Raw genomic sequence first — 26,407 nt, 5'->3', positions numbered from 1 at the left:
AACGGAAGGGGAAAGATCCTCCCTAGGCACTAGGGGAGATGCTTTGCCCGCACATTACTCTTGAGGCCAAGGCCGCGCAGCGCGGCCATGGAGGAGTGAAATGAGGAGCAGTAACCCGGTCTTCTCGCGTCGGGGGTTCAGCCGCGACAACGGCTACGCGGGGTTCAACGCCGCGCCGCAGGCCGGGGGACCCGCCGTCCAGACCCAGGGCAACCCGTACGCGCAGGGCGCCCCCGCGCCCACCAACCCGTACGCCCAGAACCCTTACGCCCAGCCGGACGGCCTCCAGGGCACCGGCACGCCGGCCCCGGCCGGCACCGGACGCATGACGATGGACGACGTCATCATGCGCACGGGGACGACCCTCGGCATTCTCATCGTCACGGCCGCACTGGCCTGGGCGCTGCTGCCCGTGGACGACGCGAACATCGCGCGGTCCATCGGGGTCGCCGTCGTCGCGGGTCTCGCCGCGATGGTGCTGGGCCTCGTCCAGTCCTTCAAGCGCAAGGCGTCGCCCGCGCTGATCGTGACGTACGCGGCCCTGGAAGGCGTCTTCCTCGGCGTCATCTCCAGCATCGTGGACAACCGCATCGCGAGCGGTGCGGCGATGCAGGCCGTGATCGGCACGATGGCGGTCTTCGCCGCGGTGCTCGTCGCCTACAAGGCCGGCTGGATCCGCGTCAACCGTCGCTTCTACGGCTTCGTGATGGCGGCGGCGCTCGGCTTCATGCTGCTGATGGCCGTGAACCTGCTGTTCGCGGTGTTCGGCGGCGGTGACGGCCTCGGCTTCCGCAGCGGCACGCTCGGCATCATCATGGGCATCGTCGGTGTCCTGCTCGGTGCGGCGTTCCTGGCCATCGACTTCAAGCAGGTCGAGGACGGCATCGCGTACGGTGCGCCCCGCGAGGAGGCGTGGCTGGCCGCGTTCGGCATGACGCTGACGCTCGTGTGGATCTACATGGAGTTCCTGCGGCTGATCGCGATCCTCCAGAGCAGCGACTAGTCAGTTCCGGCAACGGCCCCGCGAACCCCTCCGGTTCGCGGGGCCGTTCCGCTTTCCCCCGGGCCCCTGTGCGGGTGCGCTGGGCTGTTGCGCAGTTCCCCGCGCCCCTGGATCTCGGGCGCTCCTCGCCGTTGTCGCGCGGGAAGCGGCCCCGATAAGGGGCGCGGGGAACTGCGCGAAACACCAGCGCACCCGAGCAGAACAGCGAACGCACCCGAAGGGGGCGCGGGGAACTGCGCGGGCAACCACAGCGCACCCGCACGGGACAACGCACCCGAGCCGGAGCGGCCCCGACAGGGGCGCGGGGAACTGCGCAAAGCCACAGCGCACCCCGCACGGGACAACGCACCCGAGCAGGACGGCGCAGCCAGAGGTGGACGTACCGAAGGGGACGCGGGGAACTGCGCGGACGCCCCCCTACGCACCCGCGGTGAACGACCGACCCGCTAGGGTCGTCCCCGTGCTTGATACGACGCCACTGACCGCCGCCGTGGACCGCTTCGCCGACCACCTGAGAGCGGCCCCGCAGAGCCGCCTCCAGCGGGGCGCAGCGGCCGAGGCCCTGGCCCTGGCCAGGGAACTCTCGGTACGGGCGCAGCACATCGAGGCCCCCGGCACGGAGCCCCGGGAGATGCCCGACGCGGGCATGTTCGCGGTCGCCGACCAGATCACCGTGGCGGGCCGGGACCTGGCGGTGGCGCTCAGCGAGCCCGCTCAGCTCGCGGAGGCGATCGCCTTGGTCGAGGAAGCGCAGAAGCGCGCCGGCGTCTGACCCGTCAGGCCCCGGGACGGCCGGACCGCGTGAGTCAGAGCGAGGCGATGACGCGGTCCGCGAGTATGTACACGGTTTCCGTGCCGCAGGAGAAGGTCAGCGCGTACGCCCCCGACAGCCCGGAGCCCCCGAGCAGCACGGGCGGCTCGCCGGACCGCAACGCGGAGGCGAGCCGTTCGGCGGTCTCGCGGTGGCCGGGGGTCATGCAGAGCGTGGTGCCGTCCTCGAAGACGTAGACGTCCAGGGTGCCGAGCGGGCCGGGCCGCACATCGGCGAGGGCGGCGCCGGTCGCCGCGAGTTCCTCCAGGCACAGCACCGTGCGCTCGTGGTCCCCGGTCGGCGTGAACGGTCCGGAGTGCGTGGCCTGGGCGGGGACGAAGTCCGGGTGCGAGGGGTGGCGGCGGCGGGCGGCGGCGAGTTCGGGGGAGTCGCCGGGGTGGCCCTCGACCGTGTCGGGACCGGTGAGCGTCGCGGTCTCCGTGTGACCTTCCGCAGCATCGGCGCCGGGAGGACCGTCCGACCCGTCGACGCCGTCCGGTGCGTCGAGGTCGGCGGATTCCACGAGGCCCACGAAGTCGGCGTGCCGGGGCAGGTACAGATCGTCATCGGTGAGACCGAGCAGTGAGGGGGCGTCGGCGGCGTCCCGGGCCTCCTGCGCGGCCCAGAAGGCGCGCGCCTCGGCCAGTTCGCGCTCCCGCTCCTGGGCGAGGGCGGCGACGACCGCCGCGCGTATCTCCTCGGTGTCGGCGGACCGGGCCGCGGGCACCAGCGCACGGGCGTCGGGAGCCGGGTGTCGGGCGAGTTCGGTACGCAGGGCGGTGATCTGGCGGCGCAGTCCGAGCACGACGTGCAGGGCGGCGGCGCCCACGGCCGTGGCGGCGGCCGTGGTGACCAGCAGAACGATGGGCAAGGCGCTCACGAAGTACTCCCGGTGTCAGTCGACCCCCGACTTCCTACCTCAGCTTGAAGTGCGGACCCCTGGCCTGTCAGTGCATTACGTCACGAATTGGACAGGTTTCTGAAGTGGGGGTTTGCCTCAGGATCAAGTGTGAGCTGCGCAAACGCATCTCCCCCAGGAGATACATCACATCCTGGGGGAGATTGGGTCACGATTCGCCGTGCACGCCCGGGGCGCACTCCGCGGGCCGGGGCGCCCGGTCGGCCGAGCTGCCCGTCAGCTGAGCCGCTCGATCACCATCGCCATGCCCTGGCCCCCGCCCACGCACATCGTCTCCAGCCCGAACTGCTGGTCGTGGAACTGGAGGCTGTTGATCAGCGTCCCGGTGATCCGGGCCCCGGTCATCCCGAACGGGTGCCCCACGGCGATGGCGCCGCCGTTCACGTTGAGTCGGTCGAGGTCCACGCCGAGTTCCCGGTACGAGGGGATCACCTGCGCCGCGAACGCCTCGTTGATCTCGACCAGGTCGATGTCCCCGATGCCCAGTCCCGCACGGGCCAGGGCCTGCTGCGACGCCTCGACCGGGCCGAGGCCCATGATCTCGGGGGAGAGCGCGGACAGTCCGGTGGAGACGATCCGGGCGAGCGGGGTGAGCCCGAGGTCCCGGGCCTTGGTGTCGCTCATGATGACCAGGGCGGCGGCGCCGTCGTTGAGCGGACAGCAGTTCCCGGCGGTGACCAGGCCGTCGGGGCGGAACACCGGCTTCAGGCCCTCGACGCCCTCCAGGGTGACCCCGGCGCGCGGGCCGTCGTCCTGGCTGACGACGGTGCCGTCCGGGGTGGTGACCGGGGTGATCTCGCGTTCCCAGAAGCCGTTGGCGAGGGCCTGCTCGGCGAGGTTCTGGGACCTGACCCCGAACTCGTCCATCTCCCGTCGGGTGATGCCCTTCCAGCGGGCGAGGTTCTCGGCGGTCTGCCCCATCGCGATGTACGCGTCGGGCAGCGCCCCGTCCTCGCGCGGGTCGTGCCAGCCGGCGCCCGTCGACTCCGCGACCGCCGCGGTGCGGGCCTCCGCCTCGGCGAAGAGCGGGTTGTGCGTGTCGGGCAGGCTGTCGGAGTTGCCCCGGGTGAAGCGGGACACCATTTCGACGCCGGCCGAGACGAAGACGTCGCCCTCGCCCGCCTTGATCGCGTGCAGCGCCATCCGGCTGGTCTGGAGGGACGAGGAGCAGTACCGCGTGATCGTGCAGCCCGGCAGGTGGTCCAGGCCCATCTGCACGGCAACGATCCGGCCGAGGTTGTTGCCCTGTTCGCCGCCGGGCAGGCCGCAGCCCAGCATCAGGTCGTCGATCTCCCGCGGGTCGAGTCCGGGGACCTTGGCGAGGGCGGCGCCGATGATCGTGGCGGTCAGGTCGTCGGGGCGCAGGTCCTTCAGTGAACCCTTGAACGCGCGGCCGATCGGGGACCGTGCGGTGGAGACGATCACGGCTTCGGGCATCGGGGTTCTCCTTGCCGGGGGGCTCGGGTATCGGTGTTCGGCGTCCGTGAGGGTGCGTGCCCGTGAAGTTACCGCTACGTAGCGCGTGGGTCACGGGGATGGTCATGTGACCCGGACCGCAATTTCCAAGCGCTTGCTCAGCGTACTCTCCGGCCCCGGGCGCCGACCGTCTCCCCGGTCGGCCCGCTACCCGCCCTGCATGATCTGGATCAGGTTCCCGCAGGTGTCGTCCAGGACCGCGATGGTCACCGGGCCCGCCTCCAGCGGCTCCTGGGTGAAGCGCACCCCCAGCGCGCGCAGCCGGTCGAACTCCGCACGGACGTCGTCCACGGCGAAGGCGGTGGCCGGGATGCCGTCCCTGACCAGCGCCTCCTTGTACGGCTTCACCGCGGGATGGCCGTCGGGCTCCAGCAGCAGTTGGGTGCCGTCGGGGTCTTCCGGCGAGACCACGGTCAACCACCGGTCGGCGCCCACCGGGACCTCGACCTTCTTCACGAAGCCCAGTACGTCCGTGTAGAAGCGCAGGGCCTTGTCCTGGTCGTCGACGAAGACGCTGGACAGATGGATCCTCATGGCTGCCCTCCGATGCCCCGGGCCCGGGCCGGACCCGCGGATTCCAGTATGGGGAGCCGCCCGTCGATCGCGCACCGGGGCGGCCCCGGATCAGGCGGTACGGGGGGCCAGCAGTTCGTCCAGTTCGGCGGCGAAGAGCAGGGCGGGGTCGAAGTCCATGCCGGCGAAGTGGCCGGCCACCTCCAGCGACAGGAGGCCGTGCACCCGGGTCCAGACGATCAGGGCCCGGTGCAGTGCGGCGGGCGGTGCCGGATGGTCGCCGGCCCAGTCCCGGTGCGCCGCCACATGGGCGTCGAACGGTGTCGCGGGGCCGTCCTGCACGAGTGCCGCGCACGCGTCGAGCAGGGTCGCCATGATCTCGGAGGAGATGCCGGTGATGTCCTCGGGCGCGTGGTAGCCGGGGACCGGGGTGCCGTAGACGAGCAGGTACCGCTGGGGGTCCTGGAGGGCCCAGTCGCGCAGGACGTGCACCAGCGAGGCGAGGTCGGCGCCGTCGTCGGAGGCCGCGCGCAGGGTCCCGGCGAGACTCCGGTACGCCTCGCGCACGAGTTCGGTGATCAGGTCGTCGCGGCTGGCGAAGTAGCGGTAGAGCGCGGGTCCGCTCATGCCCATCCGTTTCGCGATGGCGTTGAGCGAGAGCGCAGACGCCCCCGCCGTCGCGATCTGCTCCCGGGCGTGTTCCTTGATCTCCGCGCGCACCTGGGCGCGGTAGCGCTCCCGTGGTGTCGTCGCGTCCTGCTCCGGCATGGCCCGCGCTCCCTCCCTCGCCCGTGAGGCTATAGCTCTGAAGTTTAGTTAGAAGGTATCACGAAAGCCGTTGACCTCCCGGGTCGCATGCAGTTATAACTTCTCACTAGAGCGAGATGGCGTCATCTTCGTTCGGTGTGCGGTGCGGTGACGCGCCCACCCGACGGCGACGGCGCGCTCGCCGAGCGGTCCACTCACCCGTCGACAAGGGGAACCCCGTGCCCGGCACCCGCCACACCCGCACCCGCGTCCGTACCGCCCTGTTCGCCGCCCCGCTGCTCGCCGGCCTCCTCGGCACCGCGACCACCGTCCCGGCCGCCGCGACCACCGCCTCCGGGCCCGGTGCGTCCCTCACCTGCCGCGGGGAGGGCGTCGACCCCGACGCACGCGTCCGCCACCGCACCGAAACGGTGATCCACGCGCCGCTGCGGACCGTCTGGAAGCTCCAGACGGACGTGGAGCGCTGGCCGTCCTGGCAGCCCCACCTCACCGGTGTGGACCGCCTCGACGACGGCCCCTTCCGGACGGGCTCGGCGTTCCGGTGGACGGTGCCGGTGCCGCCCAACCCCGTCACCCCCGCCACCGAGTTGGACATCACCTCGACCGTCGAGCAGGTGCGCCGCCACGCGTGCATCCGCTGGACCGGTCCCGCGGTCGGCGAGGGGGTGCGCATCGACGGTGTGCACGTGTGGACGTTCACCGTGGTCAAGGGCGGCGTCCGGGTGCGTACCGAGGAGACCCACGCCGGGCCCCAGGTCGATGCGGATGTTCCCGTCGCGACGGGAATCCTGAGTCAGGGGCTTGAGGCGTGGCTGCGCGACCTCAAGGCCGCTGCTGAGGCTCCCGCCCGGCGCCACTGACCCCGTCGGGTACGTCCACCTGCGGTGCGCTGCTGCTTTTGCGCAGTTCCCCGCGCCCCTGATGGGGTGCGTTTGCCTTCCGGTGTGTGGTTCTGTGCGGGTGCGCTGTTGGTCTGCGCAGTTCCCCGCGCCCCTGTCGGGGCCGCTCCTGCTCGGGTGCGCTGGCCCGTGCGGGTACGGACAGCCGGACTCCCGGACGAAGCGCCCCATTCAGGGGCGCGGGGAACTGCGCAAAACAACAGCGCACCCGCACAGCACCCCGAACCGGCAGGTGGACGAACCCGATGAGGGGCGCGGGGAACTGCGCAAAAGCACCAGCGCACCCGCGCAGAACCCTGAACCGGCAGGTGGACGAACCCGATGAGGGGCGCGGGGAACTGCGCAGAACGACAGCGCACCCGTGCAGGGCCCCGTACCGGGAGATGGACGCACCGAGGGGGCGCGGGGAACTGCCGGCGGGCTACGCGGTGCGCGTGGCGCCGCCCTCGTGGACGTCCGGCCCAGGACTGTGGATACGCCGGCGCCGCCTACGCTTGAGCAGGGCCCAGGGCCCCCGGGGCCCCGTCTGCGGCGCGGCCGTCACCTCCGTACCGCCCTCCTGCGCAGCCCGCGCCGCCGCCCGCGCCACCGGCAGGAACCCCTCGTCGCGGGAGGCGTCGGGCCGCTCCTCCTCGGGCCACACGCCGAGCGCCGCGCACACCGTCGGCAGCACGGCCATCGCGGCGGTGGCGTACCCCTCGGCCGAGGGGTGGAAGTTGTCCGGCCCGAACAGTTCCCGGGGGTTCGCCGCGAACTCCGGTCCCAGCAGGTCACCGAGGGACACCGTCCGCCCGCCCTGCTCCACCGCCCCGATGGTCTGCGCGGCGGCGAGCTGCCGGGAGGTCCGCCGGGCGAGCCAGCTGAGCGGTTGGTACACCGGTTCGATGGTCCCCAGATCGGGACAGGTGCCGACGACCACCTCCGCCCCGGCGGTCCGCAACCTGCGCACCGCCGTGGACAGCCAGCGCACCGACTGCGTCGGCGGGATGCGGTGCGTGACGTCGTTCGCCCCGATCATGATCACGCAGACGTCCGGCATCCGCTGCGGCTCCGCCAGGACCAGGCCCACCTGGCGGTCCAGGTCGTCGGAGCGGGCGCCGGGCAGGGCGACCGTACGCAGTTCGACCGGCCGGTCCGCCACCGCCGCGAGCCCCGAGGCGATCAGCGCCCCCGGAACCTCCCGCGCCCGGTGGACCCCCACGCCCGCCGCCGTGGAGTCGCCGAGCATCACCAGCCGCAACGGCTCCCCGCCGCCCGCGAGCCCCGTCCCGTAGCGGCCGTCGGCGCGCGGCGGCGCGGCGCCGTCCCCGCCGTGGTTGCCGACCCGCCGCTTCGCCAACTGCACCTCGGCCAGGACCACCCCGAGCGTCGCCACGCCCAGCAGACCGATCCCGCCACCGCCGTACGCGGCACCCGCGGCGATCCGCCGTGCCACTCTCGCCCTCGACATGCGTCGCAGCCACCTCCTTCGAGCCGTACACCCACTCCTTGCCCCGCCGGGGCGGTGGGCCAATCGCGAGCGACGGGTGAACGGTCCGGGGCCGAACGGCTGCGAACACCCGGCCGAAGCCGTCGGGGCGCGTGCGCGGGGCGGGGCGGACGGGTCAGGACGGTCGACGGCCCCCGGGCACCGGTGCGGGGCCGTAGGGTGAGGGGCAAATCCTGTCCTTCTTCGCAGCCCGGAGACAACGGTGCACTTCCACGACTCGATGATCAGCCTCGTCGGCAACACCCCGCTGGTGCGGCTCAACCACGTCACCGACGGCATCCGGGCGACGGTGCTGGCGAAGGTCGAGTACTTCAACCCCGGCGGTTCCGTGAAGGACCGCATCGCCGTACGCATGATCGAGGCCGCCGAGCAGAGCGGCGCGCTCCAGCCGGGCGGCACCATCGTCGAGCCGACCAGCGGCAACACGGGCGTGGGCCTGGCGATCGTGGCCCAGCAGAAGGGCTACAAGTGCATCTTCGTCTGCCCCGACAAGGTGTCCACGGACAAGATCAACGTGCTGCGCGCGTACGGGGCCGAGGTCGTCGTCTGCCCGACCGCCGTGGACCCGGAGCACCCCGACTCCTACTACAACGTGTCCGACCGGTTGGTCCGTGAGACCCCCGGCGCCTGGAAGCCCGACCAGTACAGCAACCCGCAGAACCCGCTGTCGCACTACCACTCCACCGGTCCCGAGCTGTGGGAGCAGACCGAGGGGAAGATCACGCACTTCGTCGCGGGCGTCGGCACCGGCGGCACCATCTCCGGGACGGGCCGCTACCTGAAGGACGCCAGCGACGGCGCGGTCAAGGTCATCGGCGCGGACCCGGAGGGATCGGTGTACTCGGGCGGCTCCGGACGGCCCTACCTGGTCGAGGGCGTGGGCGAGGACTTCTGGCCGACCGCGTACGACCGGACCGTCGCCGACGAGATCGTGCCCGTGTCCGACAAGGACTCCTTCCAGATGACGCGCCGGCTCGCCAAGGAGGAGGGCCTGCTCGTGGGCGGCTCCTGCGGCATGGCGGTCGTCGCGGCGCTGCGGGTCGCCGAACGGCTCGGCCCGGACGACGTGGTCGTGGTGCTGCTGCCGGACAGCGGCCGGGGCTACCTCTCGAAGATCTTCAACGACGAGTGGATGGCGGACTACGGCTTCCTGGAGGACAGCGGCAACTCGGCCCTGGTCGGGGACGTGCTGCGGGACAAGGAGGGCGCGATGCCCTCGCTGGTGCACATGCACCCCGACGAGACGGTCGGCCAGGCCATCGAGGTGCTGCGCGAGTACGGGGTCTCGCAGATGCCGATCGTGAAGCCGGGCGCGGGGCACCCCGACGTGATGGCCGCGGAGGTCGTCGGTTCCGTGGTCGAACGCGAGCTGCTAGACGCGCTGTTCACCCAGCGGGCCTCGCTCGCCGACGCGCTGGAGAAGCACATGTCGGCGCCGCTGCCGCAGGTCGGTTCCGGGGAGCCGGTGGCCGACCTGATGTCCGTCCTCGGGGCGGCGGACGCGGCGATCGTCCTGGTCGAGGGCAAGCCCACGGGGGTGGTGAGCCGTCAGGACCTGCTCTCCTTCCTGGCGAAGGCGGCGGGTTAGCCGTCTGCGGGGCGATGCCGGACCCGGTGCGCCTCGCCGCAGTCACCCCTGCCAGACGTCGGCCACGGCAGGGGCCGACGCACGGGCCTGGGCGTGGCCCGCACGGGCGGCGGCCGACCGGCGGGTGTCGTCCACCAGGTTGCGGCCCATCACCCGGCGCGCGGCGCGGTCCGGGGACAGCAGGATGACCCGTGCTCCGTCGTCGGACAGCTCCGCGGCCTGCTGCGGGGCGCTCGGATGCGGCCCGACCGCGCGGGGAACCGGCGCGAGCGCCAGTACCCGGCGGAACCCGCGTGCGAGCTGGAGGTTGGCGGTCGAACGGCTGCCGCCGTCCATCCAGCGCCGGCCCGCCACGGTGACCGGCGGCCATACGACGGGTACGGCGCAGCTCGCGGCGACCGCTTCGAGGAGCGTGGCGGGGGAGTGCGCGTCGAACACCCCGGTCCGTCCGCTCCCTGCGTCGACCGCGGCGATGCGCAACTCCCGCTCGGGCCAGTCGCGCACCCCGCCCAGGAGTGCGCCGACCGTGTCGAAGACGTCCGACTCCGGGCCGGTCCGGGCGCGCAGTGCCGTCCGGGCGAGGCGTTCGACGGACCGCTGGGGATCGCGGGAGCCGAGCGCCGCCCAGAGGAAGCGCGCCGTCTGGCGAGCCGTCACCGGTAGGCGGACCGCGTCCGCTCCGGAGAGTTGGCGCTCGTAGAGTTCGGCGGCCGGGACGCCGGACCGGAGCCGGGAGCCGAAGACGGCACCGGCGGAGGTGCCGATCACGACGTCGGCGCTGCCGAGGTCGATCCCTGCCCCGGCGAGTCCGGCGAGCGCCCCGGTCAACCAGGCTCCCCCCACCGGTCCGCCGCCGCCGAGCACGAGTGCGGTGCCGCGCATGCCTCCCCCTTCCCCTGGACGACCGGGGACGTCGCCCCCCGCGACAAGCGAAGTGGGGGATACTCCCCGTTTATGTGGCCGACGATAGCACTCGTACCGGGGACGCGGGTCGGGGGCCGCAGCGGTCGGCGAACGGGCAGGAACCGCCCGCGACATGCGGTACCCACGTTCGCGGCTCGACGCGGCTGCTAGGCGAGGAAGGCGTCGATGGTGTTCTCGATCAACCGGGCGACGGCGGTCAGCTCGGTGGGCGAGCCGTCGCGCAGGTCCTGGTAGACCACGATGAAGTCGGCGCCGTGCGCCTGCTCGTGGACGATGATCCCCTCCGACAGCACGAACTGTCCCGTCTTCAACTTCCCCTCGCCCACCTTGGTGTGCGAGACGGTGACGTTGGAGGTGGCGGGGTCCCAGATGGGCGGTGTGGTGGCGTTGAACCAGCCGTTGTTCGCGTTGAGCGCCAGCAGGCCCAGCATCTGCGGGCTGAAGCCGCCGACGCCGGTGAGGATCTCCTCCGTCAGCAGGGCGTAGAGGTTGGCCATGTCGGAGGTGGTGGTGGCCTGCGCACTGGTGACGTCGTTCGTCACGGGGATCACGACGTCGGTCCAGCTGCTGAAGTCCCCGGCGTTCCAGATGCCGTTGAGCGGGAACGCCGTTCCGGCGCCCTCCCGGAAGAGGCCGCCGGCGGCGAGGGCGCCGTTGGTGTAGCCGAAGCGGAGGGCGTGGATGCAGGCGATGGCGGCGCCGAGCGCGTGCGCGTCCCGGAGCATGGTGTCGAGGTTCTGGGCGAAGGCGTCGGTGAAGGAGGGGGTGTGCACCCCGGTCGTCGGGTCCTTCTGGGTCTGGAAGAGGTTCTCGTAGTCGGGGAGGACGTGGTCCCGCTCGACCGTGTTGGAGATCAGGGGGACCGCGCTGAAGATGGCGTCGTTGAAGGTGTCCCGGGCGCCCTGGAAGTACTCGTCCGTCGTCACGTCACCCAGCTGGAACCCCAGGTTCACCATGTTCCTGAGCAGTTCGAAGGCGGCGTACATGATCGGCACCTTCAGCAGGCTGGCCGAGTAGTCCTCCTCCGTCTCGAACTGTCCGGAGGTCTCGTAGGAGCCGGCGCCCTGGCGGACGTGGGCGATGGTGATCGGCATCAGCCGCACGACGTCCTGGTCGGCGCCGCTCAACTGGTCCATCGCCGTGCTGAAGGCGCCGTCCATCGTGGCGTCCGGCGACAGGATGGTGGGATAGGGATCGGGGAACGGCTGCACGGCTCTCCCTCGTCTTCCTGCCCCCTGGTCGGGTGAACCACCGCGGCACCTTCCATGCTCCGCCCCCCTCACCACCCCTGCAAACGGGCGGCCGGCGGCCGATCCGCTGCGCGCGACCGGACGGGCCGCCGGTCGTGGCCCGCGCGGAACACGGGGCCGCGTGGCAGCATCGGTCGGGACCGGGGCCGTACGCCCGGTCCGCCCGCGTGCCCCGGCCGCCCCGGAGCCCGGGGGACTGCGGACCACGGCGCGGGCCCACCGGTGCACGGCTCAAGAAGGCGCGGGAACCTCCCATGGCCGGTCCCACCCTCCGTACCCTCCTCGACACCCGGCACGCCACGGACCGGATCCTGGTGCCCCCGGCCGTGGACGAGGTGCTGACCTCCCTGGCCTCCACCACCCCCGATCCGGGCCCCGGCGTCGCCCGGCTGACCCTCACCGCGGTGGCGAGCCGCGAACTGACCCTCCTCGGGTTCGCGGGCCTCTCCCTCGACCCGGGGCTCGGCCCGATCGCCGCCGACGTGACCGTGGACGGTCCGGCCGGGGCGCCGGCCGGGTTCCGGATCGACCTCGCCCCGCCGAACGGCGTCGCCCTGCCCGCGGAACTCGTCCCCGCCCGGGTGCGGGTCGACGGCGACCGCACCACCCTGGTCGCCGATCCGGCCGGCGGGCGGGTACGGCTCACGGGCGCGTTCGTGGTCCGGGTCGAGGGCCGGGCGGACGGGGTCGCGGCCCTGCGGATCGTGGCGCCCGGCAGCCCGGACGCGGTCGTCACCCTGACCGCCGAGCCCACCGCCCTGCTCATCGGGGACACCGGCTTCGGTCTGGAACTGCCCGCCGGGCTGGTGGTCGACGACTCCACGACCGCGGCACCGCCCCCGGCGCCGTCCGCGCCCGGACCACAGCCCCCTTCCGCGGACCCGTCCTGGCGGGGGGTGGCGCTGCGCGGGGCCCGCCTCCACCTGCCCGGGACCACCCCGCTGCTCGGCGGCGCCCCCCTCGACGTCTCCTTCGACCTGGGCAACCCCGTGGGGCTGTACGGCCGGGCCGCGGTCGACCTGCCCGCCACCGGCTCCCGCCCGGCGGTGCGGGTGACCACCGAGTGGGACGATCCGGCGGCCGGGTCCCTCGTCGACTCCCTGCCGACGCTGATCGAGGCCGTCGTGGACCTGCCCGTACGCGGCAAGACCGTCGCCGCCGGAGGCGACACCGTACGGATCCTCGGCGGCGACCCCCTGCGGATCACCGGGCGGTTCGCCCGCGACCCCCGCACCTCCCCGCCCCGGATGACCTTCGACCTCGCCGCCACGGCCGACGGCGAGGAGGGGTTGATCGGGGTCACGACCGACGGGAACGCGGGCGCCGCGAAGACGTTCGTCACGGCGGCGGCCCTCGCCGTCGCCTTCATGGCGGACGCCACCCCCGTGGGCGACGGCCGCGGATCGACCCTCGACGCCCTCCTGCTCGCCGTGGGCGCGCTCGGCTCCACCCTCACCCACTCGGGTGAGCTGGTCGTCCACGGCATCGAGATCGAAGGGGCCCTCGCGGGAGCCGCCGACGCCGGACGGGCCCTGCGGCTGACGGTGGACTACAGCGTCGACGTCGCCACCGAGCCGATCGGCATCGACGGCGTCCTCGGCATCGCCATCGACCCGCAGGGCCCGATGCGGGTCCGCTACCGGGGCGTGGGACTGGAGATCGCCGCCACCGGCCCGCTCCTCGACCGCTTCCACCTCTCCTACGACCGGGCGGACTTCGCGGTGGAGGACCCCGGGACGTGGCGGATCACCGGCCCCGACTCCCTCTTCGACGTCGTCGGCACCCGCTCCGGGCACGGCTCGGTCTGGTTCGAGGTCGATCTGCGGTTCGTCCTCGACCTCGGGCCGGTGAAGGTGTCCGGGGCGACCCTGCGGGCCACGTCGGACGGCGGCACGTTCGCGGTGACCCTGCGCGGCCTCGACGCCCGGGTCGACCTGCCGGGACTGTTGTCGGGCAGCGGCACGTCCGGCCTGAACGAACACGGCGTCGACGTCGCGCTCGCCGCCAGCCTCGTCCCGCTCCAGGTAGGCGCCCTCGCCTTCGCCTCCTACGAGGCGGCCGACGGCTTCCAGAAGGTCCTGCTCGGCGTCGCCGTCGACCTGCCGGGCCCGATCCCACTGGCCAACACGGGCCTGGGGATCTACGGCCTGCTCGGCGCCTTCGGCATCAACGCCGACATCGAGCGGCCCGCGGCCACCCCCGGCACCGACCCGGTCGAGGCGTTGCTCGCCTGGCAGCCGTGGGAGAAGAACGCCTTCCCCGCCCGGCGCGGTTCGACCGCGTTCGGGTTCGGCGCGGTGCTCGGCACCGTACCCGACCTGGGGTACGCCTTCAGCAGCAAGGCCGTCATCGCGCTGACCGTGCCCGATGTGGCCCTGCGCGCCGCGCTGGAGGGCGCCGTCCTCGCCGAGCGCCTCACCTTCGCGCAGCTCCGGACCGATGCGCCCGCCGCCCCCGGCATCCGGCTGCGGGGCGCGCTCGCGGCCGACGCCGGCGGGCTGACCATCGGGCTGCGGGGCTCGTACGAGATCCCCGAACTGCTCGACGTCGAGGTGCCGTTCGGTGCCTACTTCCCCACCAGCGGCAACGGCTGGTACGTCCACCTGGGCTCGGACGGGGTCGCGGGACGGGGCCCGGGGCCCGTGCAGGCCAAGGTCCTCAAGAACCTGCTCGACCTGGGCGCCTCCGCCTATCTGATGGTCCACGGCGACGGCATCCCCGACCTGGCCGGCCTCGGCAAGGACCTCGACGGGTTCGCCTTCGGCTTCGGCCTCGACTGGCACACCACCAGCGGCTTCAGCGTCATCCGCCTCGACCTGTCCGCGTCCGCCGCCGTGGGGCTCGGCAGCCACCCGCTGATGCTGATCGGCCACGGCGGGCTGAGCGGCGCGCTCCACCTGGGCCCGGTGTCCCTCGGCGTCCGCGCCGACGTCGACCTCCAGGTGGGCCCCACCGACGCCGACCGCTGGGCGCACTTCAAGGTCTGCGGGGAGGTGGACCTGTTCTTCTTCAGCATCGGCGGCTGCGTCGAACTGTCGGTCGGCAAGCTCAGCGACACCGTCCCCGACCCCGGGGTACGGCCGCTGGACCGGGTCACCCTGACGGACCGCACGTACACCCACACGGTCGAGGCGTCGACCGACCCGGCGAAGGCGCCGACCGTCTGGCCGGACTGCCTGCCCGTGCTGTCGTTCACCACGGGGCCGGCGAACGCGCTGACCGGCGGCCCGTTCCTGGGCGCGCTCGGCGGTACGGCCCCCGGGGGCTGGAACGGCACCACCGGAGGGGACGGCGGCTACGGCAGCCACGACCTGCGGTACGCCTTCGGCCTGTCCCGGCTGGAGCTGATCGAGGTCAGCGGGGCCGGGGCCGGGACGCCGGTGCCCGGCCCCCTCCTGGCCGCCTGGCAGTTCCCCCGGCACGGCTCCACGACCGGTACGACGGCGCTGCCCGGGGCCCGCGAACTGGCCCTGCTGTCCTGGAAGCCCTACCACTGGATGCAGACGCTGCCCGACGGCGGCGCGGCGCTGCCGCACGACCCGATCCCCGGGTTCGCCGACCGCTGCCACCTGGAGTGGGAGGCGTCCGCGAGCTGGGCGCCGGGCGCGCGGGCCGACCGGCACGGCTGGGGCGAGCCGTGGCGCCTGACGACGGAGCCCGCCGGCCTGCTCCGGTTCGCCTCCGTCTTCGCGGTCACCGTCACGGCGCAGTTCGGCCGGCTCCCCCTGGACGAGTTCACCGTCCACGACCAGGACCTGCCGCTCAGCTTCGATCTCGGCGGCCCGATCGGGTACGGCGCGCCCGTCCCGGCCGCCGACCGCGCCTTCGACGGCGGTCTCGCGTTGCCCCGGGTCACGGCGGCGGGGTACACCGGGCCCGGCGGGCCGTTCGAGCAGGTGCTGAACGAACAGCGGATCGTGGTCGACCTCCTCATCGACGAGGACCGGGGGCTGCACAACCCCCTCGTCGCCCTGGTCGCCGACCCCGCCGTCGACGGGCCGGTCACCGACCGCCTCACCGTCATCGGGCACACCCCCGACGGAACCGCCGTGGAATGGACCGCTCCGGCGACAGAGTGGACCGGTGACGGCCGCCAGACGCTGACCTACGGGGCGGGCCGGGAGTGGAGCCGGGTCCAGGTGGCGTACGACCCGCGGCTCCGTATCGACCTCCTCGGCGTGTACGGGCTCACCCCGACGGCGTCCGACGACGCGTTCACCGCCGGGTACGCCGCCGCTTCCGCGTCCGACGGGCTCGAAGCCCTGGCCGCCGCGCCGCTCGGCGCCCAACAGAACCTCCTCAAGCCGGGCACGCTCTACCAGCTCGTCGTCGGGCAGACCGCGAGCGGCGACCGCCCCGGCGGCGCCCACGCCGACTTCCCCGAGACCACCACCGCGTACTACTTCCGTACGACGCCCAAGCCGACCGGCGGGCCGGGCGCCGCGCAGGCGGCCCGGCTGCTCGCCCGCCGCCTCGTCCTCCAGGACCGCGACACCTTCGACCCCGCCTACCTGGAGCGCTACCTCCTCGGTTACACCCCGCTCGACAAGGCCGCGGCCTGGTTCCGCGCCGATCCGGTCGCCGTGCACTTCGCCGTCGAGTACATCGGGCAGTTCGCCCTGCTGTACGGGCGGGACGTCCGGCTGCGGTACCGGCGCACCGACCCCCCGCCCGAGCAGCCGCGCCCCTGGAAGGTGCTGACCATCGCCGAAGCGGGCGGCCCGCTCGCCGCCGTCCACCGCACCGGGGCCGTCGAACGCCGGATCATCACGGGCGGCGAGGCGCTCCCGGCGGTGACGCGCTGCCCGCTGCCGCCGATCGGCGCGAGCATCGTCGGCACCACGCCGCCGCTGGAGCCCTCCGCGACGTACGAACTGGCCGTCACCTTCCCGCTGCCGAACCTGCCGGAGAGCGGCAACCAACTCCCCGGGGTCGTCTTCACCACCTCCCGGTGGTCGACGCCCCGCGAACTCCTCGCCGAACTCGGGTTCGCCGACGTGGCGGGCGCCCCGTCCGGGGACGTACGGGTCGTGTCCGGTCACGGCCTCGCCCCCGGAGAGGTCCTCGCCGACGGCGCGGTCGACCAGGCGCTGGACGAATTGGGGCTGCTCCGCTGGCCGCTGCCGGACCGGGCGCGCACCAGCGCGCTGTGGAGCCGGGAGACCACCACCGGGCCGTGGCTGCTGACGGGCGTCCTGGTCGAGGCGGCCGAACCCGTCAGCCGGCCGGCGACCACGACCCTGGCGGGGGACGTGACCCGGCTCGCCCTCGGGGAGCTCACCACGTCCGGAGGCGCCTTCCCCGTCGTACGCCGCACCACGTCCGGCACCCGCCACCTCTACCTGTCGACCGTGCCGTTCGCGCCCACGGACGCGCTGGTGCTGCACGGATCCGAGCAGTCCGTCTCCCTCGGCGGCCCGCCGCCCGCACCCGTGCCGTTCGCCCTGCGGTGCGCGGTCGGGGCCGCCCCACGCTTCGCGGAGGACCTGTGACGACCGGCTTCGCCCACCCCCTGCTCCTGCGTGCCGCGGCGATCGACGGGCGGAAGGACCCGTGGATCGCCGAAGCCCTCCACCTACGGGTGCGCTGCCACCCCGAACTCGGCTTCCCCCTGCACCCGTTCGCGGTCTGGCGGGCCGGCCGGGGCGAGCTGGTCGACCTCGACGTCATCTGGATCACCCCGGACGGAAAGCAGGTGGAGCCGCCGTTCAACCCCGAGGACCACGGCGGCCGGGTCGACGGAACGGTGGTCGCCGGGGGCGGGAAGACCACCCCCCGGTGGTGCTGGCTGGAGGTCGACGCCGATCCGTACGACGCCACGTTCCGCGTCGAGGTCCTCGACCGCCTGTCGCTGCCGACCGGCGCACCGCGCGTCCTGGGGGCGCGCGGTGAGCCCCCGTACTCCTTCGGCGGCAGCGACCTGGCACGGATCCGGGTCCACGGCAACGGCACGCTCGGCCCGAACGGCCAGCCGGCCGTCCGGGGCATCCACCAGGACTCCTTCGCCTTCGAAACGGTCGAAGGGCCGCCGCTGACCTCCTTCGGACTGCCGCGATCCGCCCCCGAATCCTGGTACGCGCAGACCTCCGACCCCCTCGGAGAGGCGAAGCGGCGACTGGTCGACGGGGCGGACCAGCGGCTCGGGCCCCCCGACCTGCCCGAGGGCCCGTACGACGACCCCGACAACCGGCTCGACCCGGACGGCGAGGCCGCCCGCGTCCTGGACCTGTTCGCGCCGTACGTCGACGAGTGGATCGACACCGCGTACGGGAACGGGGGCGCCCCGCCGCTGCTCGCCACCCGCCCCTGCGGCGAGGTGCAGCAACCCGGCGGCGCCCTCAGCAGCGCCGACCTCGGCGCCGTCGACCTGCTCAACGCCCTGGCGGGCGACCCGGCCATCGCCCGCTACCTCGGACTCGCCACCGCGCTCCCGCCCACCCCGACCAACCCGGAGGACGGGCCGAACGTCTACCTCCTCGCCGCCCAGTGGGCGGTGCGGCCCGGGCACCTCGTCGGACACGACCGCCCCCGCCCGCTGAGCACCTGGCTCACCGGACAGGCGCCCGGGCTCACCGGCGTACTCGACGGGCTGTTCCCCGACACCCTGCGCTGCAAGAACGACATCGCCGCCTACAACGCGACCCTGCCACCGGAGGAGCCCGGTTGGACCCCCGTCACCCTGGCGACCCTCGCGGTCACCGCCGGACAGGCCCCGCCCGATCCGCCGCCACCCCCCGTGTGCGCACTGCGGGAACCCGGCCGTTGGAACCCCGGGGCCACCACCTGGACCCAGCGGATCACCCTCACCGGGCGGGCGGCCGAGGGACCGCTGGCCGCCGCGCGCCTCACCCCGGCGCCGGGGGAGTCCCTGCACCGGCCCGCCCCGGACGGCCGCGCCACCACCCTCCTCGCACCGTGGTCGTCGGCGACGGACCAGGTCGTGACGCCCACGGGCACGGTCCCCGTCGTCCGGGAGAGCACCGTCACCGACCCGCAGGCCCCCGACGACCCCTACGGCGCCGGCTGGCGGGTCCGGCTGGCGGACCAGTGGGGGCGGTGGGGCGACCCCACGGACGTCTCGGGCCCCCGCCCCGACCGCCCGGCACCCCCACCGCCCGTCCTGGAGGGCTGGTTCATCGAGGACGCCACCGCCCCGGGACCGGACGGACCGCGGTCCCCCGGCGTCCTGCGCCTCACGGTCACGCTCCCGGCACCCGAACACCTCGCCCCCGGCGCCCGTCCACTCGCCTCGTTCACCCTGAACTGCGCCGACGTCGACTCCTGGACCCCTTCCGGTGGGGGAACCACCGTCACCGGCCGGGCGATCACCCTGCCCGCGGCCGGGGTGGCCACCGGGAGCCCGGTCCTCGTCGACGCGGTCGTACGCCCCTTCGGCCCGGGCGACACGGCGACGGTGACCGTCACGGCCACGTCGACCGACGACGAGGGCCGCGCCTCACGGCCGGCCCTCGCCCCCGGCGGTGAGCCGATCGGCCCCGGTGTGCTGCGGCGGGAGATCCACGACCCGCGCGCGCTCGCGCCGGTACCGACCGGACCCCGGCTGCTGTGGTGCGGCCGCCCCGACAGCACGGGCCGCGCCGAACTGGCCCTGACCTGGCCCTCGCCGCCCGGCCCCGCGGCGTACCGGGTCTACCTCGCCCAGGAACGCCGGCTCGCCGCCGCCCTCGGCCTCCCCCCGGACGCCCCCACCACCCTGCGCGCGGTACGGGCCCGGCGGCTGTGGGCACACGAGCGCCAGCACCCGCTGGCCGGGAAGGACGCCTTCAGCCTCCTCACCGAGAAACCGGTGACGGCGGGCGGCTCCCGCGCCGAGTTCCGGATCCAACTCCCGGGCGCGACCGGCGGGGTGCAGTTCGTCCGCGTCGTCCCGCTGACCTCCGGGGGGATCGAGACCCCCTTCGACCGGTGCGGGCTCGTCCCCGTCGCCGTACCCACGACGGACCGGCCGCCCGCGCCGCTGCTGCGGGCCCGGCCGGCCGGGAACGGGACGGCGGAACTGACCGTCGAGGCCCCCGGCCTTCCCACCGCCTTCCCGGCGGGTGCGGCGCCGCGCTACCGGCTGCGCCGCACCCGGGGCACGACCACCGACCCCCTCTTCCTCCCCGTGGTGGCCGAGGGCGACCTGGTGTACGCCGGGGGCCGCTGGACCGCCACGCACACCGACGGCACCACCACCCCACTGCCCGCGTTCGTCCGCCACACCTGGACCGCCGAGATCCGCCTGCCCGACGAGCCGGACCTGGACCCCGCGGCCGCCCCGGTCCCCTCGGACGTGACCCCGCTGTGGCCCACCGCCACCGGCCCCGACCCGCTGCCGTGGAGCGCCCCGTCCGTCCCCGCCTCGACCACCCCGGTCCCGCCGTCACCCCCCGCCGCCCCGACCTCGGTCACCGCCGTCCGCAACCCCGACGGCTCGGCCACCCTCACCGTCCCCCTCCCCCCGCTGGCCCACGCCCTGGCCCCCGCCCCGTACACGGCCGCGGTCTTCCGCCAGTCCGCCACCACCCCCACGGTCGCCCTCACCCCGGCGCCCGTCACCACCACCCCCTTCACCCTCACCGACCCCACCCCCGGCACCCACTACCGCATCGCCCTGATCGACCCCCTGGGCCGCATGGGCCCCCCGTCCCCACCCGTCCCCACCTGACGGTCCCCCACGCCCGCGTTGACCGCCCACCGCTACGCCGACCGCGGTGGCGCGCCTTCCCCTGCTCCCGCCTTCCTAGTTCACGTGGTGAGGCCGGTTCGCCCGGCCATCTCCATCAGCTTCGGGCGAGCCCTCTGATGGAGGACGAAGAGCACCCGAATGACCTCGCGGACCATGGGATGCACGCCGGCCATCTGAGGCGCTGCCAGGAACGCCTTGTCGAGGGCTTCCTCCGTACCCGCGTAGTCCTTCACGTCGAGCCGAGCCCGAGCCATGTCGATGTACATGCGGCCCAGGCGGTTCGGAGTCAGTGTGGTGGGAGGTCGCTCCAGCAACGGACCGGCCATCTCGGCCGCTTTGTGCGGATTCCCCAATTCGACGTGGGCGGCCAGTTCGTACAGGGCCGTGTTTTCCTGGCCGAAGGTCAGGTTGTGCCGCAGCACGTCGTGCGGAATTCCTTCGGCGTACAACCTGGCCTTGGACAGGTGATCCGCGGTGGCTCGTTCGTCCTTCTCCCGCGAAGCCAGGACGACTCCCCTGAGGTGCAGGGAGCCGAGGCAGACCGCTCGGGTCGGTGAGCTGCTCCCGGACGCCCTCTCGTACTGGATGACGGCCCTCTCCACGATGGCCAGGCCGTCGTCGTATTGTCCGGCCGACTGGTAGGTACCGGCCTCGTTCCAGGCCGCGGCGACCTCGGCGTCCGGGTTCCACGTCTGGCGGGCGGCCCAAGCCTGGCGGGACACGATCATGTCGGCGAGGTCCGGCTGCGCCAACCGGTGGGCAGCGGCGTAGGCGCAGCCGTAGACGTCGACCACCTGCGTCCAGGCGCCCGCTTCTCCCGAGGCGGAGGACAGCGCCGTCGCGGTGACCTGGCCCAACAACGTCGGGAGCATCCCCAGGAGTTCCAGGTAGTTCGTATCCGCCCGCAGTCGCATGGCCTTCGCCACGTCCGCCGCCAGCTGCCCCGGAGCGGGCACGTCCTCCCGCGGAAGCGTGTACCTCCGCACGGTGCTCCGGAGGTCGTTGAGGAGGTCGGCCTGCTCCGACGGGCCGAGGAACGGTTGTCCGTAGATGCGTTGCGTGGGGACGCGCATGGCCCTGGCCAAGGCGGCGACGACGGGAGGCGTCACCGGCCGCGTGCCGACCTCGATCTTGCTGAGATAGGACACGGAGATTCCAGCCGTCCGAGCCAGTTTGGCCTGTGCGAGGCCACGTGCCTTGCGCAGGACGGCGATGTTCTCGCCGGGTGCGGGGGTGCTCTCCATGTACTCCATGTTCCCCGTTCCTCCGTAGGCGATCCGTCAGATTGATTGCCTTCGCGCTGCGTTGTGCTTCGTTTGTGTGAACTGATCTTGGGCTGCCGCAGTTGACTGTTTGCTGACGGCGAGAGGAGATGTGATGGCAAACGAAGTCGAATGTAACGCGGCCAGCAAGGAAATCGAGCCCATCGATGTGGCGGGGGTTTCTGAGATCACGGACAAGGCCATGGGGTTACCACTCGCCACCTCGACACGGGACGCCGTCCTGGCCCACGCGGTGACCCTCTCCCGTCATCTGGAGCGGCTGGTGCGCGAAGAACTGGGGGCCGATGCGGACACCGCTGCGCGGGATCTGATCCGGAAGGCATACGTCCTCTTGGCTTCAGGACCTCCGGAAGAGGAGACGCCGTGCTTCAGCGCCTACTCGTACACGAAGGAAGCAGCGAGCGTCACCCGGAGCCTCCTCCGGATCCGGGCGGAACGGAACGCCCGATGGGGCGTGTACCGGTGAGGGCGGTCGACGTGCGGGCCGGGACCGTCGGCGAGGACGTCCTGACCGTGCACGCCCTGGAAGTGCGGCAGGAGGACGACCGGGCACCGCACGCCCGGCCCCTGTGCGACGCCGGGCAGGACGGCGAAGAGACCTGCGAGTGGTTGCGCCGCGTCAACTGCGAGGCGTGCCTACGGGCGATCACCGCACCGGAGGGCCCGCGCCGTGCGTAAGTGCACCGTCGTCGCCGAAGTGCCGCACCGCGAGGTCCTCTTCGCGATCCTCGCCGCCCACCGTCGCGTCACCAGCGCCGACCTGGCGCGCGTTCCGAACGGGCTGCGCTGCGAACTGGTCCTTGCGCACGAGGGGGAGCACGCCGACCACGTCTGGGACTGGGACCACCGGCCGTCGCACGCGCTGTGGGCGCGCTGGACGGCGGACGAGACGCCCCGGCTGGAGTCGGTGCCCTGGTGCGAGGCGGCGCACCCCTCGGCGGACGAGGCGTGCACGTTGTACGGGGACCATGGCGGCGCGCACGCGTGGGAGCTGAGCGACCCGGAGTACGACGCGTTCGTCCGTCGGCTCTGCGCGCAGGCCCCCGAGTGGGAGGTGCTGCTCCGGGCGCGGCCGGGGTGACGGGGTGGGCCCGGTCACGGTGCCGGACCGGGAAGTCGACGGGACGGACGGCCGCCGGCGGGCGGGGTTCGCGGAATCGGTACGTGCACGACATGTTCGCGCAGCACGCGGTTAACAGCGGACCGGCACAGTGGTGGACGTCGGAGGGGCGGGCGCGGCTCCCCGCCCCACCCGGCAGCGAGCGGCGACCTCGGTCACTCCGGAGCGGCTCCCGGACTGGCCGGACGCCATGGACACGCGGACCGTCGCCCTGAACCGGCCCGTGTCCCCGCGGGGACCGTCGTCGTCCCGCCCCGGGGTCACCCGGGGGTGCGACGGTTCCCGCGCACCGCTGCCCCCGCCGCGGCCCGTGCCCCCACGGCGGCCGGCGCCCTCACTTCTGCCAGTCCGAAGCGCGCTCCTCGTCGTTGCGCCTGCGTGACCAGAGCGAACGCAGCGACCACGGGCGGGCGGAGTGCACGGCGTTGACCCCCACGATGCCCAGCCAGCTGACGACCAGGCCGAGCTTGCCGCCCTGGACGGCGCCGATGGCCGAGAGCGGGATCGCCAGGATCAGGCTGATCATGGCGAAGCCGAAGCGGTCGCCCCAGTTGTCGGGGGAGCGGGAGGGGTTGGTGCCCCGGGCGACGACCATCTGCTGTTCGGCGAGTTGCCGCCGGACCCGTCGGTCCACGGCGGTGTCGACGCGCTGTTCGATCTTTTCCAGGAACGAGTCCACGAAGGCGGACTCGTACTCCTCGCCCAGGTCCCTGCGGGCCTGGAGGGTGGCGTCGAGTTCCTTCTTGAAATCGGCATCGCGGGCTTCCATGGGGCCACCCTAGGAAACGGGTCCGGGGCTGCACACTGGGGACAGCCCCCCCTTTTCCCTTGTGGTTCGCCTCCGGCGAGGTCCGCGGCCGGCGCCCGATCCCCCGGCGCTCGATCCCCCGGCGCCCCATCCCCCGGGGCCGGACCGGGGCGTGGACCGGGGCGTGGACTGGGCCGTACCCCCTCGGCCCACTCCGACTGCGGCGCACCGGGCGCCCCGTGCCTTCAGCTGGGCCGTGTTCCCCCACGGTCCAGTCGTCGTGGTCCTACACGGCCACCTCGTGCGTGTCCGCACCTGCGTAGACGCCCAGTTCCTGGGCGCGGGCCCCCAGGGCCACCCTGCCGTTCACCTCCCAGCGTTTCATCAGGTCGTGCACCCTGCGCTGGACCGTGCGGTGCCCCACACACAGACGGCGGGCCACTGCCGCGTCGTCCAGTCCTTCGTGCAGCAGGCGCAGGATGCGGATCTCCGTTTCGGTTGCTTCCGGTATGACAGTCATGTGGTGCTCCCCGTACATGGCGATCGATGGTCAGCGATCCGCATCCACTGTAGGAAGCCCGCATGCCTCTCGGCAGGCCCATAATTTCCACCAAAGGTAAGTAAAGGGGCGGTCTAGCTGGCGCAATTGCGCCAAGTCGCTTTCGGCGGTGCACGGGGTGGGGCTCGGCTGCGTCCTGGGTGCATACCGTCATGCAGAGTCCGGTGATCCTGAATAGATTGGGGCGGGAAGGGGCGCCGAGGGAGCGTCGCGGAAGGGGGACGAGGATCATGGGCGAAGGCGCGGCGGAACGACTACGGCAACTGTTCGAGGGGCACCGGCTGACCCCCACCCAGCGGCGGATCGCGCACTGCATGGTCCGTCGGGCGGACGAGGTCCCGTTCCTGTCCAGTGTGGAGTTGGCCGAACGCGCCGGGGTCAGCCAACCCTCGGTCACCCGGTTCGCGGTCGCCCTCGGCTTCGACGGCTACCCCGCCCTGCGCCGGCACCTGCGCGAGGTGACCCCCTCGAACGGCCCGGCGGAGCACGTCGAGCGCACCGCCTACCAACAGGCGGTGGACGCCGAGATCGCCAACCTGCGCCACCTCGCCGGACTGCTCGCCGACCCGGCCCCCGTCCGGGACGCCGGGGCGCTGCTCGCCGCGTCCCGCCCGCTACCGGTCCTCGGGCTGCGGGCGGCCTCCGCCCAGGCGCGCGGCTTCGCCTACTTCGCGGCGAAGGTGCACCCCGACGTCCGGCTGCTCGACGAGGGCGGGTCCCTGCTCGCCGACCGCATCGACCGTGCCGCGCGGGCCGGGGCCACCGCCCTGCTCTGCTTCGCGCTGCCCCGCCACCCCCGGGAGACCGTCGAGGCCCTGGAGTACGCGCGCCACGCGGGGCTGCGCGTGGTCACCGTCGCGGACAGCGCCTTCGCGCCCGTCGCCGCGGCCTCGGACCTCCTGCTACCGGCACCCGTCGGCACCGGGCTGGCCTTCGACACGGCGTGCGCGCCGATGCTGCTCGGTCGGGTGCTGCTGGAGGCGATGTGCGACGCCCTGCCCGACGCGCAGGCCCGACTGGAGGACTTCGACGCCGGGGCGGCGGCCCGCGGGCTGTTCGTCGAGTGAACCGCGCCGGCCGGTGACGGGAAACCGCCGCGCGTCTTCATGACGTCCTCAGAAACCGCCGGTAACCTGCCTGCCCGCTGTGCGGTGGGAACGCCACCACGCGTTGCGGGGAACGGCACCACGAGTTGCGCGGAACAGGAGGCGGTCGTGTCGCGCGGAGGAAGTGGACGCAGCACGGGCAGGGGCGGTCGGCACGCGCGGACCGGCGGGCGGTCCGGTACGCAGGACGGCGGGGGCACCCGGGCCAAGCAGCACGACCGCGGCGGCCAGGGGAACCAGGTCCTGGCACGGGTCGCCGTCGTGGTGCGCGCGGGCGCCGCACCCCTGTGGTGGACGGGGCTCCTGGCCGCCGGGGTCGGCCTCCTCGTGCCGGGCCTGACGGGGCGCCGCATCGGCGTCCTCGCGGGCGCCGCCCTGTTCCTGATCGCCGCGGCGGCCGTGGGGTGGACGGGCTTTCGCCGGTACGCGGAGCTGGCCGGTTCCGCGACCCGCGCCGCCCGGCACGACCTGCTCCAGGACCGGGCGGTCACCCTGCGGGCCTGGCGGCGGGGCCACCTCTGGTGGCTCGGCGCCGCGCTGCTGCTCGCCGTGGGCTCCTCGTTCGTGCTGCCCTCCGCCGTGGGCATGCTGCTCGCCGGCGCGGGCGTCGGGCTGTGGTGGAAGGCCGACCGGATCGGTCGTCGGGAGAGCGCCGACGGCGTGCTGCTGTGGGTCCGCACCGACCGCTTGAACGCCCGGGGCGGACGGCCCGCGGGCGCCACCGTGCCGGAGTACCGCACCACGGGGCAGGGCGCGGGCGACGCCGCCCCCGGTGGGGCGCGCCGCCGCGCCCACGCCTGAGCCGTTCCGGGCACCTGAGCCGTTCCGGCGCCCTTCGTGGCCTTCGGGGTCAGACCTCCAACTCGGCCTCGATACGGCGCAGTTGGTGGCGGGCCATCGCCAGGTTGGCGCGGCCCTTGTCCAGGGCGAGGTACAGGAACAGCCCGGTGTGGCCGCGGCCCCTGATGAGTCGGATCAGGTGGTACTGGGTGCCCAGCGAGATCAGGATGTCCTCGATCTCGTCCTGGAGGCCCAGGAGTTCCATGGTCCGCAGTTTGGAGCGGACCACGTCGGTGTTCCCGGCGGCGGCGACCGCGAGGTCGAAGTCCTTGCCGCCGCCTATCGTCCCCAGGGCCATTCCGCTGGTGTAGTCGACGAGGGCCGCGCCGATGACCCCCTCGATCGAGGTCGTCGCGTCCTTCAGTGCGTTCTCGGTGGTGCTCATGTCCGGTGCTCCTCGTTGGCTGGCTGGCTGTTGGCTG

General features: G+C 73.3%; 22 protein-coding genes. 11 read left to right on the top strand and 11 right to left on the bottom strand.

All coding sequences use genetic code 11. From position 1 onward, the window contains the following. Positions 1-100: 100 nt before the first annotated feature. Positions 101-1,003 (top strand): Bax inhibitor-1/YccA family protein, encoded by a 903-nt coding sequence (locus tag ACFYOU_RS02765; protein WP_391302998.1) that lies wholly within the window; start codon positions 101-103, stop codon positions 1,001-1,003. Positions 1,004-1,463: 460 nt separating this feature from the next. Then, complete coding sequence (locus ACFYOU_RS02760) at positions 1,464-1,775, top strand: hypothetical protein (protein WP_391302995.1); 312 nt, start codon at positions 1,464-1,466, stop codon at positions 1,773-1,775. A gap of 34 nt (positions 1,776-1,809) precedes the next feature. Here the strand turns inward: ACFYOU_RS02760 and ACFYOU_RS02755 are convergent, their stop codons facing one another. The 4 genes from ACFYOU_RS02755 to ACFYOU_RS02740 all read right to left on the bottom strand — a co-directional run bounded on the left by ACFYOU_RS02755 (position 1,810) and on the right by ACFYOU_RS02740 (position 5,490). Continuing rightward, positions 1,810-2,694: a hypothetical protein gene (locus ACFYOU_RS02755; RefSeq protein WP_391302993.1), complete on the bottom strand. Its 885-nt coding sequence runs from the start codon at positions 2,692-2,694 to the stop codon at positions 1,810-1,812. 255 nt (positions 2,695-2,949) lie between these two features. Continuing rightward, positions 2,950-4,170, bottom strand: a complete 1,221-nt coding sequence (locus ACFYOU_RS02750) for an acetyl-CoA C-acetyltransferase (protein ID WP_391302991.1) — start codon at positions 4,168-4,170, stop codon at positions 2,950-2,952. 186 nt (positions 4,171-4,356) lie between these two features. Continuing rightward, positions 4,357-4,743 carry a VOC family protein gene (locus ACFYOU_RS02745; protein WP_391302989.1) on the bottom strand — a complete coding sequence of 129 codons (387 nt, stop codon included), beginning with the start codon at positions 4,741-4,743 and terminating at the stop codon, positions 4,357-4,359. A 90-nt stretch (positions 4,744-4,833) separates the two neighbouring features. Next, positions 4,834-5,490, bottom strand: a complete 657-nt coding sequence (locus ACFYOU_RS02740; protein ID WP_391302987.1) for a WHG domain-containing protein — start codon at positions 5,488-5,490, stop codon at positions 4,834-4,836. 218 nt (positions 5,491-5,708) lie between these two features. Here ACFYOU_RS02740 and ACFYOU_RS02735 point away from each other — a divergent pair, with 218 nt between their 5' ends. Next, positions 5,709-6,350 carry an SRPBCC family protein gene (locus ACFYOU_RS02735; RefSeq protein ID WP_391302985.1) on the top strand — a complete coding sequence of 214 codons (642 nt, stop codon included), beginning with the start codon at positions 5,709-5,711 and terminating at the stop codon, positions 6,348-6,350. Positions 6,351-6,810: 460 nt separating this feature from the next. Here the strand turns inward: ACFYOU_RS02735 and ACFYOU_RS02730 are convergent, their stop codons facing one another. Continuing rightward, positions 6,811-7,839 (bottom strand): GDSL-type esterase/lipase family protein, encoded by a 1,029-nt coding sequence (locus ACFYOU_RS02730; RefSeq protein WP_391302983.1) that lies wholly within the window; start codon positions 7,837-7,839, stop codon positions 6,811-6,813. A gap of 241 nt (positions 7,840-8,080) precedes the next feature. Here ACFYOU_RS02730 and ACFYOU_RS02725 point away from each other — a divergent pair, with 241 nt between their 5' ends. Next, the gene (locus tag ACFYOU_RS02725) at positions 8,081-9,466 is read left to right on the top strand and encodes a cystathionine beta-synthase (RefSeq protein WP_391302981.1); all 1,386 of its coding nucleotides are present in this window, start codon (positions 8,081-8,083) and stop codon (positions 9,464-9,466) included. Between the two features lie 42 nt (positions 9,467-9,508). Here ACFYOU_RS02725 and ACFYOU_RS02720 read toward each other — a convergent pair whose 3' ends face one another. After that, complete coding sequence (locus tag ACFYOU_RS02720) at positions 9,509-10,348, bottom strand: patatin-like phospholipase family protein (RefSeq protein ID WP_391302979.1); 840 nt, start codon at positions 10,346-10,348, stop codon at positions 9,509-9,511. A 188-nt stretch (positions 10,349-10,536) separates the two neighbouring features. Next, positions 10,537-11,601: a hypothetical protein gene (locus tag ACFYOU_RS02715; RefSeq protein ID WP_391302977.1), complete on the bottom strand. Its 1,065-nt coding sequence runs from the start codon at positions 11,599-11,601 to the stop codon at positions 10,537-10,539. A gap of 293 nt (positions 11,602-11,894) precedes the next feature. On the opposite strand from ACFYOU_RS02715, the gene ACFYOU_RS02710 reads away from it, so the two are divergent. After that, a complete protein-coding gene (locus tag ACFYOU_RS02710) occupies positions 11,895-17,132 on the top strand; it encodes a hypothetical protein (protein ID WP_391302975.1) in 5,238 nt (1,745 codons plus the stop codon). Further along, positions 17,129-20,308, top strand: coding sequence for a hypothetical protein (locus ACFYOU_RS02705; RefSeq protein WP_391302973.1), 3,180 nt, complete (start codon positions 17,129-17,131; stop codon positions 20,306-20,308). Before ACFYOU_RS02710 ends, ACFYOU_RS02705 begins: the two co-directional genes overlap by 4 nt. 80 nt (positions 20,309-20,388) lie before the next feature. Here the strand turns inward: ACFYOU_RS02705 and ACFYOU_RS02700 are convergent, their stop codons facing one another. Beyond that, a complete protein-coding gene (locus ACFYOU_RS02700) occupies positions 20,389-21,582 on the bottom strand; it encodes a helix-turn-helix domain-containing protein (protein ID WP_391302971.1) in 1,194 nt (397 codons plus the stop codon). A gap of 124 nt (positions 21,583-21,706) precedes the next feature. Between ACFYOU_RS02700 and ACFYOU_RS02695 the strand changes: the two genes are divergently transcribed. From ACFYOU_RS02695 to ACFYOU_RS02685, 3 genes are read left to right on the top strand one after another with little or no spacing between them, the layout of a single operon-like run. Beyond that, the gene (locus tag ACFYOU_RS02695) at positions 21,707-22,078 is read left to right on the top strand and encodes a hypothetical protein (RefSeq protein WP_391302969.1); all 372 of its coding nucleotides are present in this window, start codon (positions 21,707-21,709) and stop codon (positions 22,076-22,078) included. Next, entirely contained in the window at positions 22,060-22,290 is a 231-nt protein-coding gene (locus ACFYOU_RS02690; RefSeq protein ID WP_391302967.1) for a hypothetical protein, read from the top strand. The genes ACFYOU_RS02695 and ACFYOU_RS02690 overlap by 19 nt, the downstream gene beginning before the upstream one ends. Beyond that, positions 22,283-22,693, top strand: coding sequence for a hypothetical protein (locus tag ACFYOU_RS02685; protein ID WP_391302965.1), 411 nt, complete (start codon positions 22,283-22,285; stop codon positions 22,691-22,693). The genes ACFYOU_RS02690 and ACFYOU_RS02685 overlap by 8 nt, the downstream gene beginning before the upstream one ends. Before the next feature lie 373 nt (positions 22,694-23,066). Here ACFYOU_RS02685 and ACFYOU_RS02680 read toward each other — a convergent pair whose 3' ends face one another. After that, positions 23,067-23,501, bottom strand: coding sequence for a hypothetical protein (locus ACFYOU_RS02680; RefSeq protein WP_389761981.1), 435 nt, complete (start codon positions 23,499-23,501; stop codon positions 23,067-23,069). 265 nt (positions 23,502-23,766) lie between these two features. After that, a complete protein-coding gene (locus tag ACFYOU_RS02675; RefSeq protein WP_385486516.1) occupies positions 23,767-24,000 on the bottom strand; it encodes a helix-turn-helix domain-containing protein in 234 nt (77 codons plus the stop codon). 269 nt (positions 24,001-24,269) lie between these two features. On the opposite strand from ACFYOU_RS02675, the gene ACFYOU_RS02670 reads away from it, so the two are divergent. Continuing rightward, the gene (locus ACFYOU_RS02670; protein WP_391302962.1) at positions 24,270-25,106 is read left to right on the top strand and encodes a MurR/RpiR family transcriptional regulator; all 837 of its coding nucleotides are present in this window, start codon (positions 24,270-24,272) and stop codon (positions 25,104-25,106) included. A gap of 282 nt (positions 25,107-25,388) precedes the next feature. Further along, on the top strand, positions 25,389-25,946 hold the full coding sequence (locus ACFYOU_RS02665) for a hypothetical protein (protein WP_389762198.1): 558 nt from the start codon (positions 25,389-25,391) through the stop codon (positions 25,944-25,946). 49 nt (positions 25,947-25,995) lie between these two features. Here the strand turns inward: ACFYOU_RS02665 and ACFYOU_RS02660 are convergent, their stop codons facing one another. Further along, positions 25,996-26,370, bottom strand: a complete 375-nt coding sequence (locus tag ACFYOU_RS02660) for a hypothetical protein (RefSeq protein WP_385486512.1) — start codon at positions 26,368-26,370, stop codon at positions 25,996-25,998. Positions 26,371-26,407: the final 37 nt, after the last annotated feature.

It is taken from the genome of Streptomyces sp. NPDC005955 (assembly GCF_042871255.1).
GTDB lineage: Bacteria > Actinomycetota > Actinomycetes > Streptomycetales > Streptomycetaceae > Streptomyces.
The sequence above is the reverse complement of the archived record's forward strand: the minus strand, read 5'-3'. Positions and strand labels throughout refer to the sequence as shown.